General features: G+C 70.7%; 13 protein-coding genes. 7 read left to right on the forward strand and 6 right to left on the reverse strand.

Annotation, left to right across the window (positions count from 1 at the left end; translation table 11 throughout):
* Positions 1-9: 9 nt before the first annotated feature.
* Entirely contained in the window at positions 10-981 is a 972-nt protein-coding gene (locus tag L3Q65_RS09390) for a 3-oxoacyl-ACP synthase III family protein (RefSeq protein ID WP_182895166.1), read from the forward strand.
* A 34-nt stretch (positions 982-1,015) separates the two neighbouring features.
* Positions 1,016-1,441: a gamma-glutamylcyclotransferase family protein gene (locus tag L3Q65_RS09395; protein ID WP_182895167.1), complete on the forward strand. Its 426-nt coding sequence runs from the start codon at positions 1,016-1,018 to the stop codon at positions 1,439-1,441.
* Between the two features lie 336 nt (positions 1,442-1,777).
* Here L3Q65_RS09395 and L3Q65_RS09400 read toward each other — a convergent pair whose 3' ends face one another.
* Genes L3Q65_RS09400 through L3Q65_RS09410 form a run of 3 tightly spaced genes read right to left on the reverse strand, consistent with a single transcriptional unit; the run spans position 1,778 to position 4,974 of the window.
* Entirely contained in the window at positions 1,778-2,629 is an 852-nt protein-coding gene (locus tag L3Q65_RS09400) for a fumarylacetoacetate hydrolase family protein (RefSeq protein WP_182895168.1), read from the reverse strand.
* Complete coding sequence (locus L3Q65_RS09405) at positions 2,626-3,513, reverse strand: catechol 1,2-dioxygenase (RefSeq protein ID WP_237599360.1); 888 nt, start codon at positions 3,511-3,513, stop codon at positions 2,626-2,628. The genes L3Q65_RS09400 and L3Q65_RS09405 overlap by 4 nt, the downstream gene beginning before the upstream one ends.
* Complete coding sequence (locus tag L3Q65_RS09410; RefSeq protein ID WP_182895170.1) at positions 3,514-4,974, reverse strand: aldehyde dehydrogenase; 1,461 nt, start codon at positions 4,972-4,974, stop codon at positions 3,514-3,516.
* Between the two features lie 230 nt (positions 4,975-5,204).
* On the opposite strand from L3Q65_RS09410, the gene L3Q65_RS09415 reads away from it, so the two are divergent.
* The 5 genes from L3Q65_RS09415 to L3Q65_RS09435 are packed head-to-tail and all read left to right on the forward strand — an operon-like array spanning position 5,205 to position 10,778.
* A complete protein-coding gene (locus L3Q65_RS09415) occupies positions 5,205-6,497 on the forward strand; it encodes a glutamine synthetase family protein (RefSeq protein WP_182895171.1) in 1,293 nt (430 codons plus the stop codon).
* A gap of 35 nt (positions 6,498-6,532) precedes the next feature.
* Positions 6,533-7,783 carry a cytochrome P450 gene (locus tag L3Q65_RS09420; protein WP_237599361.1) on the forward strand — a complete coding sequence of 417 codons (1,251 nt, stop codon included), beginning with the start codon at positions 6,533-6,535 and terminating at the stop codon, positions 7,781-7,783.
* Between the two features lie 23 nt (positions 7,784-7,806).
* Entirely contained in the window at positions 7,807-9,177 is a 1,371-nt protein-coding gene (locus L3Q65_RS09425; protein WP_237600871.1) for an aminotransferase class I/II-fold pyridoxal phosphate-dependent enzyme, read from the forward strand.
* Position 9,178: 1 nt separating this feature from the next.
* On the forward strand, positions 9,179-10,387 hold the full coding sequence (locus L3Q65_RS09430) for a cytochrome P450 (RefSeq protein WP_237599362.1): 1,209 nt from the start codon (positions 9,179-9,181) through the stop codon (positions 10,385-10,387).
* A gap of 43 nt (positions 10,388-10,430) precedes the next feature.
* On the forward strand, positions 10,431-10,778 hold the full coding sequence (locus L3Q65_RS09435; protein ID WP_182895174.1) for a hypothetical protein: 348 nt from the start codon (positions 10,431-10,433) through the stop codon (positions 10,776-10,778).
* A 129-nt stretch (positions 10,779-10,907) separates the two neighbouring features.
* Here L3Q65_RS09435 and L3Q65_RS09440 read toward each other — a convergent pair whose 3' ends face one another.
* The 3 genes from L3Q65_RS09440 to L3Q65_RS09450 are packed head-to-tail and all read right to left on the reverse strand — an operon-like array spanning position 10,908 to position 13,269.
* Positions 10,908-11,153: an acyl carrier protein gene (locus L3Q65_RS09440; RefSeq protein ID WP_182895175.1), complete on the reverse strand. Its 246-nt coding sequence runs from the start codon at positions 11,151-11,153 to the stop codon at positions 10,908-10,910.
* Positions 11,154-11,170: 17 nt separating this feature from the next.
* Positions 11,171-12,049, reverse strand: a complete 879-nt coding sequence (locus L3Q65_RS09445; RefSeq protein ID WP_237599363.1) for a 3-hydroxyacyl-CoA dehydrogenase family protein — start codon at positions 12,047-12,049, stop codon at positions 11,171-11,173.
* 5 nt (positions 12,050-12,054) lie between these two features.
* Entirely contained in the window at positions 12,055-13,269 is a 1,215-nt protein-coding gene (locus L3Q65_RS09450; protein ID WP_182895177.1) for a hypothetical protein, read from the reverse strand.
* Positions 13,270-13,286 lie beyond the last annotated feature (17 nt).

A 13,286-nucleotide genomic window follows, 5' to 3' on the forward strand; every position in this document is an offset into this window, starting at 1 on the left:
AGCTTCGCCATGTCCACAGGAATTCTCGGCGCCGCCGGCTACCTGCCGCCCCGGGTGGTCGGCAACGACCAGGTGGGCGCCTGGGTCGGGCAGGAGCCGGACTGGATCCTCGAACGCACCGGAGTCGTCGAACGGCACTACGCCGCAGACGACGTGTCCACTTCGGACATGGCGTGCATCGCGGTGGAGAAACTGTACGCGGACTGCCCGGAAAAGCGCGCCAGCGTCGGCGCGGTCATCCTCGGCACCAGCACGCCGGACCACAGCTTCCCGTCCACCGCGGCGATCGTGCAGGGCCGGATGGGACTGGGCCGGGCGTTCGCGTTCGACCTGAGCGCCGCCTGCTCCGGGTACGTGTTCTCGTTCGTGATGGCGCACTCGCTGCTTTCCGCCGACCCGAACCTCGACGAGGTGCTGGTGATCGGGTCGGACACCATCTCGAAGGTGCTCTACAAGCCCGACCGCAAGACCGTCACCGTGTTCGGCGACGGCGCGGCGGCCACCCGGGTCGGCCGCGTCCCCGACGGCTACGGCCTGCTCGCGCACACCCTGATCACCGACGGGTGCCACGCCGGTTTCGTCGGCCAGCCCGCCGGCGGGAGCCGCCGTCCGCTCGACGCGGAGACGGTGGACTCGCGCGAGCGGTACATGGTGATGAACGGGCGCCCGGTGCGGGAGTACTTCGAGGACGTGGTGCCGAAGCTGGTGCACGAGGTGGCCGAGCAGGCCGGGGTTTCCCTGGAGCAGATCGACCATTTCGTCTTCCACCAGGCCAATCCGCAGATGCTGGCCGACTGCGTCGAGACCATGGGGCTGGACCCGGCGAAGTGCCCGGTCCCCGGTGTCTACAGCGGCAACACCGGTTCGGCGTCGATCCCGCTGGTGCTCAGCGGCCTGGAGGCGAAGCGCGGCGACCTGGTGATGATGGCGGCGATCGGCTCCGGGATGACCGCGGGCGCGGCCGTGCTGCGCTGGTACTGACCGGGCGGGAACGGAGAGAAGGGCGGTGGCCGGGATGGAACAGCTTCCGGTGTTCGTGTACGGGACCCTGCGCAGCGGGCAGCGCAACCACGGGCTGATCGGCGACCGGGTGGCGCAGCGGTTCCCCGCCAGAGCGGCCGGGCTCGGCCTGTTCGGCGACCGGATCCCGTTCGCGCTGGACCGCCCGGGGCAGCAGGTGGTCGGCGAGCTGATGGTGCTCGCCGAGGCGCAGTACGAAGCGGCGATGGCCGACCTGGACCGGCTGGAGAAGTACCATCCGGACCGCCCCGGCGACTGCCTCTACCTCCGGGTGCGCAGGCCGGTCGACTACCTGGCCGAGAACGGGGAATGGGCCGAGACCCCCGCCTGGCTGTACCTGACCGGGCAGGCCGCGCGCGGGCGCTACGACGAGAACGTGCCGATTCTGGGCGGCGACTGGGTGGCTGTGCAGACGGGCTGAGAACCGGGCGAGGCGAAGGCGGCCGGCGAGACGATGAGGTCTCGCCGGCCGCCTTCGCGTCGGAGGTGTGCGCGGGGAGCCCCCGCGCACTCAGAGTCAATGTCAGGAACTCAAGGCTGTGGCTTGGACGTGCTTCCGGGGTGCTGCAGGCAGCGGAAGCCGGGTTGTGGTCCGTGAGGGACTCCTTGAGGGAATCAGATTCCCTCAAGGAGTCCCTCACGGACTTCAAGACACGGTCGCCTGGCGATAAATCGGGCAGTTCGGCACAGCTTGAGTCCTTTGTGGACGGTTAGTCTGCCGTGTTCCCCTCGCGTACGTTCGCCCGCGGCCCCGGAGTCAGGCGGGGTGCGGGGCCCGGATGCCGCGGAATTCCCAGTCTCCGCCCAGCGCGGTCGAAAGGACCTGCTCGGATTCCGTGGGCTGGGCCCCGATCGGGCCGGTCGCCGGGGTCGGGCCGGTCACCACGGTGTTGCGCAGCACGCCGAGGCCGTCCGCCTCGACCTCGACGGTGTCGCCCGGCTGGATCGGGCGGGAGTTCGCCGGGGTCCCGGTGAGCAGGACGTCCCCGGGATGCAGGGTGATCAGCCGCGCGATGTCGGCCACCAGGTAGTGCGCGTCCCAGGTCATCTCGTCCGTGCTGCCCTCCTGGACCACCTCGCCGTTCACCCGCGTCCGCAGCACGCGCCCGCGCGGATCCCAGCCCTCCACGATGCCCGGGCCCAGCGGGCACAGGGTGTCCGCTCCCTTGACCCGCAGCATCGAGCCTTCGTCGGTGTCGCGGAAATCGTGCAGCCCCAGGTCGTTGGCGAGCGTGTAGCCGCGGATGTGCGCGGGAGCCTCGCCGACGCTGATGTTGCGGGCGGTGCGGCCGATGACGACGGCGATCTCGCCCTCGTAGTTCAGCCATTTGCAGCCCTCCGGCCGCACCACGTGTCCCTGGTGCCCGGTCAAAGCGGACACCGGTTTGTGGAAGTAGGTGGGAGCCGAACGCGGTTTCGCGCGGAACTCCTCGAACCGGCTCCGGTGGTTGAGGTGCACGGCGATGATCTTGCTCGGCGTGACCGGCGGCAGGTGCACGGCGTCGTCCGCCGCGATCGTCCGGCCGTCCGGCGCGAGCAGGGTGTCCCCGTCGCGGCGGACCTCGACGGCGGCTCCGTCGAGCAGGATCCTGCGGTATTCGGTGGTCATCGGTTCGCTCCCGTCCATCCGCCGGCCGGCCGGTCGAACCACAGGTGGATCTGCCCGGTGCCGATCGCGTTCTCGTATTCGCTGCAGCGCCGCGCGGGGGCGGCGCAGTCCTGTCCGCCGAGCGCGCCGGCCAGCATCAGGTAGTGCGCGAAGCCGGCTTCCGGCTTGAACTGGCGGAAGTCCGCCATCGTGGCCAGCACCTTCGCGTGGTCCCCGGATTCGAGCCAGCCGATGCGCTCGGCGTCGGCGGTCACCGCCTCCTGGCTGAAAATGTGCTCTGCTCCCGCCGATTCGTGGGCGCGCAACGCGCGCAGCGAATGGAATCGGTGGCTGAGCGCGCCGGAGGCGATCAGCAGCACCCGGCGGTCGGCGGAGGCGATCGCGTCGGCGAGCGCGCGGCCGAGCCGGAGGTGGTCCTCGTCGTCGCCGGTCTGGCAGACGCTGACGCTGAGCCACCGCTTGCCCGGAACTCCGAGATAGGTCCACAGGTTCACGGTGGCGTACGAAACCGGCAGGCACGGGTCGTCGATCGGGGTGATCCACGTGCCGTGCGCCTCGGCGCGGTCCGCCAGCGCGTGCGCCAGCTCCGGGTCGCCGGGGAAGTCGTACGGGATGCGGCTCATCCCGCGCGGGAGTTCGTCCGAAGTGAACAACCCGGCGCGGCAGGCGTGCGAGGCGACCACGAATTCCACCGTGGTCGCCCAGTGCGAATCGAAGACGACGACCGTGTCGTAGTCGGCGGTGTCGAACACCTCCTCGCGCAGCCTGCGCAGTCCGGTGACCAAAGTGGACTCTTCGCCGTGGTTCAGTTCCCGCCGCGTCGCCTCCGGCAGCATGATCGTCGGCACGTGGGACAGCAGCCCGCCGCCGGCCGTCTCGCCCATCTACATCCATCCTTTCGGGCTGGTCACGGTGTTCTTGACGTCGCAGAAGAAGTCGAAGCTCCAGGTGCCGCCCTCCCGGCCGACGCCGGAGCGGCGGGACCCGCCGAACGGCGCGCGCAGGTCGCGCACGAAGAAGCAGTTCACCCAGACCGTGCCCGCGGTGAGCGCGGCGGACACCCGTTCCGCCCTGGCCGGGTCGCCGGTGACCACGGTCGCCGCCAAGCCGAACCGGGTGTTGTCGGCGAGTGCGACGCCCTCGTCCTCCGAGCCGAATTCCTCGAGCGTCAGCACCGGGCCGAATACTTCCTCGCGCAGGATTTCCGCGCCCGCGGGCGCGTTGGCGAGCAGCGTCGGCCGGTAGTAGGTCCCGCCGAGGTCGGCGTTCGGCCCGCCGCCTTCGAGAACCTCGGCGCCCTCGGCGACCGCTCGCCGGACGAAACCGTCGACCCGCGCGACGTGGTCGGGGTGGATGTTCGGGCCGAGGCCGGTCTCCGGCTGCCGGGGGTCGCCTTGGCGCAAGCCGCGGACGGCCGCCCGCAGCCGCTCGGTGAACTCCGCCGCGACGGGGGAGTGGACCAGGATCCGGGTGGCGGCCAGGCAGACCTGTCCCGCGTTGTCGAACTGCTCCGCGGCCAGGTCGACGGCGAGGTCGAGGTCGGCGTCGGAGAAGACCAGCAGCGGCGACTTCCCGCCCAGTTCCATCGACACCGGCGTGAGATTCCCGGCCGCGGCCGCCGCGATGCGCCGGGCGGTCGGCTCGGACCCGGTGAAGCTGATCCGCCGGACGTCCGGATGCGCGCACAGCGCCGCGCCCGCCTCGGGGCCGAGCCCCTGCACCACGTTGAAGACGCCGTCGGGCAATCCGGCCCCGGCGGTGATGTCGGCCAGCAGGGACGCGGTCATCGGCGACCACTCCGCCGGCTTCAGCACCACGGTGTTGCCCGCGGCGAGCGCCGGGGCGATCTTCCAGGACGCCAGCATCAGCGGCGCGTTCCACGGGGTGATCAGCGCGCAGACCCCGGCGGGGTCCCACGACACGCGGTTGCGGTGGCCGCGGGTGTCGAACTCGGGGTGGCGCAGTTCTCCGGTGAGCCAGTCGGCGAAGAACCGGAAATTGTGCGCCACCCGCGGCATCACGCCGCGCAGGTGCGAACGCAGCAGAGCGCCGTTGTCCTCGGTTTCGACCGCCGCGAGCTCCGGCGTCCGGCGTTCCACTTCGTCGGCGATCCGGTGCAGCAGCTCGGCCCGGCGCGCCGGGCTGGTGCGCCGCCACTGTCCGAACGCGGCGGCCGCGGCCCGCACCGCGCTGTCCGCTTCGGCCGGGCCGCCGCGGCAGAACTCGCCGAGCGCGCGTCCGTCGATCGGAGAGAACGACGTGAAGCGCCCGGCGGATTCGACTCGTTCACCGCCGATCCAGTGCCCGGTGTCGACCGGGGTCCCGGAAACTGTCGCAACGGGCATGCGGCTCCCTCGAGAGAATTGTGCGTGGACGTCCGCGACGGTAACCGGCGGATCCGCAGGGCGGCAATAAAGCGCGCGACCGCGCTCGCCATTCGAGACACCGGGGCGCCATCAGAGACAGTTTTTCCCATGGCTACGCGACTTCCCGGTCGCTACGCTGAACCGAGAGCGCAGGCGGCGCGGCTGTTTCTGTTCGTGTTTCCCCTTTCCCGGAAAGGCGATGGTTCATCGTGGAGAACGCCGGAACGGTGCGGATCCAGTATCCCGACCTGATCGGCACCGAACGCGGCCGCGATCTGCCCTCGGACGTATTCGCTTCCCTTTCCGGCGGGCTGCATTTCTGCCGCGCGGTCTACTACACCACCACCCAGGGCGAAACGCTCGACGGCGAGCATTCGCTGTCCGACGGCCTTCCGGACGTGCTGTTCCGGCCGGACCGCGCGACGCTGGCCCCGATGCCGTGGGAACCCGGCTACCAGTCCTGCCTCGGCGACATGCTCGACCCGGCGACCGGGCTGGCGATCGGGGAATGCCCGCGCGGTGCGGCGAAAGCGGCGGTCCACCGGCTGGCCGCGCTCGGCAGCCGCGCGGTGGTCGGGCCGGAACTGGAGTTCTTCCTGCTGTCCGAACGGGACGGAGCCTGGGCCCGGTACGGGGATTCTCCGGGCAACGTCTACCGCGTGGGCCGTCGCGGCGACCCGGACGGGCTCGCCCCGGCGCTGCTGGCGATGCTGCGCTCGGCCGAACTGGGCGTCACCGCGGTCAACCACGAGTTCGCCGCCGGGCAGTTCGAGGTGAACCTCGGCCACTCGGCCGCGCTCGACGCCGCCGACCGCGCGTTCCGGTTCAAGCACGCGGTGCGCGAGTTCGCCGCCCAGCGCGGCCTGAGCGCCACCTTCGTCGGCAAGCCGTTCAACGAGGAAGCCGGATCGGGCTTCCACCTGCACCTGTCCCTGCTCGACGAGAACGGCCGCAACCAGTTCGCCGCCGACGGCGCGCCCGCCGGACTCTCGGCCACCGCGCGGCACGCCGTCGGCGGCATCCTCCGCCACGCCCGCGCGCTGTGCGCGCTGCTGGCTCCGACGGTGAACGCCTACCGCAGGCTCGGCCCGGACACGCTCGCTCCCGCGCTGGCCGACTGGGGCCTGGACAACCGCTCCACCATGGTGCGGGTGCCGCCCGAACGCGGCGAGGCGACCCGGCTGGAGGTGCGCCTCGGCGACGCCGCGGCGAGCCCGTACCTGGCCGTGACCGGGGTGCTGGCGGCGGTGGCGCTGGGCATCGAGGGCCGGATCGAGCCGCCGGACCCGGTCCGCGGCTACGGCTACGACGGCGCCCGCGCACCGGCACTGCCGGAAACGCTCGACGCCGCCCTCGACGCGCTGGCCGCCGACGACGAGTTCGCCGACGCGGCGGGCAAGGACCTGGTGGCCGCCTTCGACCGGGTCAAACGCGACGAGACCGCCCGCTTCCGGCGCTGGGTGACCGACTGGGAGCTGCGCGAGTACCTGCCGCACCTGTGACGCCCTCCCGAGACCGAGCCGAACGAGGATTCCCGATGCGCCTGGACGAAGTGGACCTGTCCGACGTCGACCGGTTCCTGGACCCCGAGACCCCGTGGCGGATGTTCGACGTCCTGCGCGAGCGCAGCCCGGTGCACTGGCAGCCCGAGGCCGCGCCGAACAGCGGGTTCTGGGCCGTCACCCGGCACCGCGACCTGGTCGCGGTCAACCGCGATCCGGACACGTTCACCTCCGAGCAGTTCACCAACCTGGAGGAGGTCACCGACCCCGGGTTGCGGGACCGCAGGCGCTCGCTGATGGAGACCGACGGCGAACGGCACCGGGCGATGCGGCTGCTGCTCAGCCGGGAGTTCAGCCCGAAGCTGGTCTCCCGGTACGCGGTGTTCCTGCGCGGGCTGACCGCGTCCACTTTGGACACAGCGCTGGCCGAGGAATCGTTCGACCTGGTCGCCGGGATCGCCGCCGAGCTGCCGATCATGGTGCTGGCCCGGCTGATGCTCGACGTGCCCGCCGCCGACACCGGCAAGCTGATCGCCTGGGGCAACCGGATCATCGGCAACAACGACCCCGACTGCGCGGACGTGCTGCTGGAGAGCGCGGACAGCGAGCGCTACAAGCACGTCCCGTTCCGCAGCCTGGCCGCGCTGGAGATCTTCGAGTACGGCAGGGAACTGGCGGAAAAACGCCGCGGCGGCACCGGGACCGACCTGGTCAGCAGGCTGGTGAACACCGTGCCCCGGGACGGGGTCCCGCTCACGCCCACCGACTTCGACAACTACTTCCTGCTGCTGGTGGTCGCGGGCAACGAAACCACCCGGCACGCCATCTCGGCCGCGGTGCACGCGCTCGCGCGGAATCCGGCGCAATGGTGGCGGCTGAAGGAAAACCCGGCGCTCATCGGCACGGCGGTGGAGGAGTTCCTGCGCTGGGCGTCGCCGGTCTACCACTTCCGGCGCACCGCCACCCGGGACACCGAGATCAGCGGCCAGCGCGTGCGCGAGGGCGACAAGGTGGTGCTGTGGTTCGCCTCGGGCAACCGCGACGAGGCCGCCTTCGAGAAGCCGTACGAGTTCGACGTGGGCCGCGAACCCAACGACCACCTCGCTTTCGGGCTCGGCGGCCCGCACTTCTGCCTCGGCGCCGCGCTGGCCCGCCTCGAACTGCGGATCCTGTTCGAGGAATTGCTGGCCAGAGCGGAGCAGATCCGGCTCGCGGGCCCGGTGACCCGGCTGCGGTCCAACTTCGTCAACGGGATCAAGACGCTGCCGGTGACCGTCACCAGGTGAAGCTTCGCGAAAGGCTGGACACGGTGGATCTTCCCTACTGGATCGCGCGTGCGGTCGAAGGGCACGGGCAGTGGACGTCGACCTTCGCGCCGTACGAGCGGCATCCCTCGCTGGAGATCAGCGACGACCGCTTCGCGACGGTCTTCGAGAACTACGAGAAGCTGCTGCACGGCAACTACCCGTTCTTCCACCCGCGCTACATCGGGCAGATGCTCAAGCCGCCGCACGAGGCCGCCGTGGTCGCCTACCTCAGCGCGATGCTGATCAATCCCAACAACCATTCCTCCGACGGCGGCCCGGTCACCGACCGGATGGAGCGGGAGGTGATCGACCAGCTCGCCGCGATGTTCGGGTTCGGCAGCCACCTCGGGCACCTCACCTCGAGCGGCACGATGGCGAACCTGGAGGCGCTCTACGTCGCCCGCTGCCTGCACCCGGGCCGCGGCGTGGCCTACAGCTCGGCCAGCCACTACACGCACGAGCGGATGACCCGGCTGCTGGGCATGGACTCCCGCGCGGTGCCCGCCGACCGGTACGGCCGGATGGACCTGGACGCGCTGGAAGACGTGCTGCGCACCGGGAAAGTCGGCACCGTCGTGTTCACCCTCGGCACCACCGGCGTCGGCGCGCTCGACCCGCTGGCCGAGGCGATGGCACTGCGCGAACGCTACGACGTCCGGTTCCACGTCGACGCCGCCTACGGCGGGTTCTACTCGGTGCTCGCCGGCACGCTCGGGCTGGACCCCGCGCCGTGGCGGGCGGTCCGCGACTGCGATTCGGTGGTGGTCGACCCGCACAAGCAGGGCCTGCAGCCCTACGGCTGCGGTTCGGTGCTCTTCGCCGATCCGTCGGTGGCGAAGTTCTACGTGCACGATTCGCCCTACACCTACTTCACCCCGGCGGACCTGCACCTCGGCGAGATCAGCCTGGAGTGCTCGCGGGCCGGGGCCACCGCCGCCGCGCTGTGGTTCACCTTCCAGCTGCTGGCCCCGACCGCCGACGGGCTCGGCGAGGTGCTCGCGGCCAACCGGCGGGCCGCGCTGCGCCTCGCCGCGCTGACGGCGGACTCGGACCGGCTTCGGCTGCACCAGGAACCCGACCTGGACATCGTGACCTACTTCCCGCGCCGCGCGGGGGATTCGCTGTCCGGGATCGGCCGCGCGTGCGCGGCGATGCTGGAGGAGGGCATGCACGACGGGGCCGACCCGGTGTTCCTCAGCCTGATGCGGATCGAGCGCGACGCCTTCGCGCAGCTGCACCCGGACGTCCGGACGGACGCGGACTCGACCCGGATCCTGCGCAGCGTGCTGATGAAACCCGAATCCGAGACCTATGTGGACGAACTGCACCAGCGGCTGGAGCGGCTGAGTGCGAGCCAGGGGAAAGAGGGCTGAGATGACCGAAACCACAGCGGCCGCCACGCGGCCGGGGCCGCCCCCGCCGCTGACCGACGGCGGTGCGGCGCAACTGGAATGGCTGCGGCGGATGCGCGCCGAGGAACCGGTGCACCGCGACGAGCACGGCGTGTTCCACATCTTCCGGTACGACGACGTGCGGCGGGTGGCGAGCGATCCCGGGGTGTTCTCCTCCGGCCTCAACCGGGACGTGCTCGGCGCGGAGGACATCACCCGCGGCAACCCGGCGTGGACCGACCCGCCCGAGCACCGCAGGCTGCGCGCGCTGGTCGGGCAGGCGTTCACCAGGACCAATGTGCGCGAGTACGAACGGCGCACCTACGACCTCGGCAACGCGCTGCTCGACGAGGTCGACGGGCAGGACCGGTTCGACCTGGTGGAGAAGTTCGTCTGGCCGCTGCCGGCGATGCTGATCGCGGAACTGCTCGGCGTGCCGGTGTCGGACCGCCAGCTGTTCCTGAGCTACGCGGACAAGCTCGCGTCGCTGCAGGTCGGCGATCCGACCGATGACGAAGAGGGCTACGGCGGGATGATGAGCCGGGTCACCGGCGAGATCCGCGGCTACCTGACCGAGCAGTACCGGAGCAGGCTCGCCGCCCCCGCCGACGACCTGATCAGCAAGCTCGCCGCCGCCGAGGACGACGGAAGCGGGCTGGACGAGGACGAGGTCGTCAACATCTGCCTGGCGCTGCTGTTCGTCGGGCACTTCAGCACCAACGGGCTGATCGGCAACCTGCTGCTGTGCCTCGACGAGCACCCCGGGGTCGCCGCCCGGCTGCGCGCCGACCGGAGCCTGATCCCGGCCGCGGTCGAGGAAGTGCTGCGCTACCGGCCCTCGGGCACCCGGTTCATGCGGGTGACCAGCCAGGACACCGAGGTGGCCGGCACCCCGATCCCGGCGCGCTCGCTGGTGATGCTGTGGTTCTCCTCGGCCAACCGCGACGAGCGGCGCTTCCCGCGGCCCGACGAGTTCGACATCGGCCGCACGCCCAACGGGCACGTCAGTTTCGGGCACGGCATCCACTTCTGCGTGGGAGCCCCGCTGTCCCGGATGGAGGCGGCGGTCTCGGCGAACCTGCTGTTCGACCGCTTCGCCGACCTCCGCATCGAAAGCGAGGGCCCGCTGCCCTTCTACGAACAGGGCATGTGGGCGCCGCGGCGGATCCCGGTGGCGGTGCGCCGGGCTTGACGGGGCCGCGAGGGCGGCCCGGAAACCCAAGGAGAGGAAGAACATGGCCGAGACCGAAGAGAAGAAGCCCGCCGAGGGCAACTTCATCAAGAACTACATCAACGACATCCTCGACAGCACCAAGACCCTGGTCGAACGGGACAAGAACACGATTTTCCTGTACCTGGCCAGCATCGTGCGCAGCACCGAGGGCGTGATCGACCGCGTGCTGCGGGAGGTCGAACACGCCGAGAACGACATCTGGGGCTCGATCAAGGCTCCGGTCAGCAGCGGGGACAACACCTCGCACCTCAACGAGCTGACCGAGCTGAAGGCGTCGCTCGACGACCTGAACGCGAAGATCGACAAGCTTTCGTCGGCGAAGATGTACACCGACCGCGAGGCGAGCTGACCCGTTTTCCGCGCCAGGGCCCCGATCCCGAGCCTGGGATCGGGGCCCTTCGCTGTGCAAAAGGACTGCCTGGCGCCACGAAAAAAGCCCCCGCTTCCCAGGAAGCGGGGGCTTTGCGGCCGGACAGGCTCAGCCGACCGGCGCGTTGTTCGCCTCGACGAACGCGGCGATGGCCCCGATGGACCGGAAGTTGTCCAGCGTCAGGTCGCCGCCGCGGACGGCGATGCCGAACTCCTTTTCCAGCCACACCACGATCTGCACGGCGAACAGCGAGTTCAGGTGCCCGCCCGCGAACAGGTCCTCGTCGTCGGGCAGGGTCTTGCCGCCGAGGTGCGAGGTGATGTATTCACGCACCGTCGCCAGGTGGTTTTCCATGGATGGCAACCTTTCGCTCAGTCGTATGCGTAGAAACCGCGGCCGGTCTTCACCCCGTGCAGGCCGGCGTCGACCAGCCGGGTCAGCAGCGGGCACGGCCGGTACTTGCTGTCGCGCAGGCTGTCGTGGATCACCTCCAGCGACAGCAGGACGGTGTCGAGGCCGATCAGGTCGGCGGTGGCCAGCGGCCCCATCCGGTGCCCGAAGCAGTCCTTGAACAGCCGGTCGACGTCGGCGGCCGAATCGGCGACGCCCTCGTGCAGCAGGAAGATCGCCTCGTTGACGGTCAGCATCATCACGCGGTTGGTGACGAAGCCCGGCGCGTCGTTGACGACGATGCTGTCGCGGCCCGCCGAGCGGAACAGCGCCTGCGTGCGTTCCACGGTGGCGGCCGAGGTGTGCGTCCCGCGGATCACCTCGACCAGCGGCTTGAGCGGCGCGGGGTTCATGACGTGCGTGCCGATCACCCGGTCGGCCCGGCCGGTGCGCCCGGCCAGCCGGGTGATCGAGACGGCCGAGGTGTTCACGCCGAACACGCAGTGCGGCGGGCAGATCTCGTCCAGCAGCGGGTACAGCTCCTCCTTGAGCTCCCGTTTCTCGGTGACGTTCTCCACCACGAAGTCGCTGGTCTTCAGGTCCCCGTGGTCGGCGGAGAACACGATGCGGCCGGTCACCTCCGCCGGGTCCAGCCTCGGCAGCGAGGCGTCGACCAGCGGGTAGAACGCCACGTTGCGCTCGATCAGCCCGCGGGACTTCTCCAGCGCGGCTTCGGCGGTGTCGACCAGCACGACCTCGTGCCCCGCCGCGGCGAACAAGTGCGCCACCCCGGTGCCCATCGTGCCGGCGCCGACGACGCCGATCGTTTCCTTGTCCCGCGTCCCAGCCGTCTCGGCCATCCCGGTCATCCCAGCCTCGCCCTCGGATCGGTCTCGATGCGCACGTCCTGCGGCCAGCCGGCCGGGTCGGCGCCGTGGCGGCACAGGAACGCGTAGGTGAAGCGCTCCAGTCCGATGCCCGCGCAGCCGGTGATGACCGGCCCGGGCCCGCCGTCGTGCGGCCGGATGCCGAACGACCGGCCGAAGAAATCGTCGTGGAAGTTGAACGAGGCCGCGGCGAGGGTCTTTTCCGGGCCGATCGGCAGCCGCAGTTCGTACTTGAGCTCCAGCAGCCGCTGCGACCACGCCCGCTGCGGCGATTCGACGCTGCCGAAGAACGGGTCGTTGCCGACCTCGCAGTGCCCGCCCAGGCCCAGTTCCGCGGCGAACGCGGTGGTCAGCTCCAGCATCCGGCGGCGCTGGTCGAGCACCTCTTCCCGGCCGCCGAGGAAGACGATCTCGCGGATGGTGAAGTCCCACAGGCGTTCCAGCGACCGCCAGTACCGCGATTCGTGCCGGAAGGACTTGCCGCGCGCGGTGATCACCAGGCCCGGCGAAGGCAGCGGCTGGTCCTGCAGATGCCGGTAGGTGTGGTAGCACATGGTCGGCGGCAGGCAGTGCGAAGTGTCCCCGCAGTAGTCCAGCAGGCCGGGCAGCCCGCCGTCGGAGGCCTCGACGTCGGCGAGGAAGCCGCGGTAGTTGTCCGCGTCCGCGTGCAGCCGGGTGACCAGCATCAGGAAGTGCGGGAACGAGGAGAAGTACCCGCACCGGCGCATCGTCTCGGTCGCGATCAGCGTCGGGTACCGGTACTGCCGCGCGCCGAACTCGGCGGCGACCATGCCGGTCAGGCGCCGGTCGAAGTACTCCATCAGCGCGGTGACGGCCGGGCCGAGGGCGAACTGCCCCGGTCCCATGTGCACGAGTTCGCCCGAGCCGAGCAGTTCTCCGGCCACGTCGTGCACCTCGCCGGAGTGGGGCGAGGTCCAGACGATCTTCGGCGGCCCGGCGCGCTGCGGCCGGACCTCCTCGTCGGCCATCCGGTTGACCTTGGCCGCCAGGTCGGCGGCGTCGCCGGGGCTGCCGGGACCGTCGGTGCGGAGCACCACCTCGGTCAGCTCGCCGTCGCCGCCGGGCAGCGTGAAGTCCACAATGGACTCGGAAAGGAAGTAGATGCGCTGGGCCAGTTCGCCCGCCAGCTCGGCGGGGAGCGGTTCGGTCAGCGCGATGCGGTGCTGCGCCATGGTTGCCTCCTCGGCGG

The sequence above is a fragment of the Amycolatopsis sp. FU40 genome (assembly GCF_021903635.1).
GTDB classification, from domain to species: Bacteria; Actinomycetota; Actinomycetes; order Mycobacteriales; family Pseudonocardiaceae; genus Amycolatopsis; species Amycolatopsis dendrobii.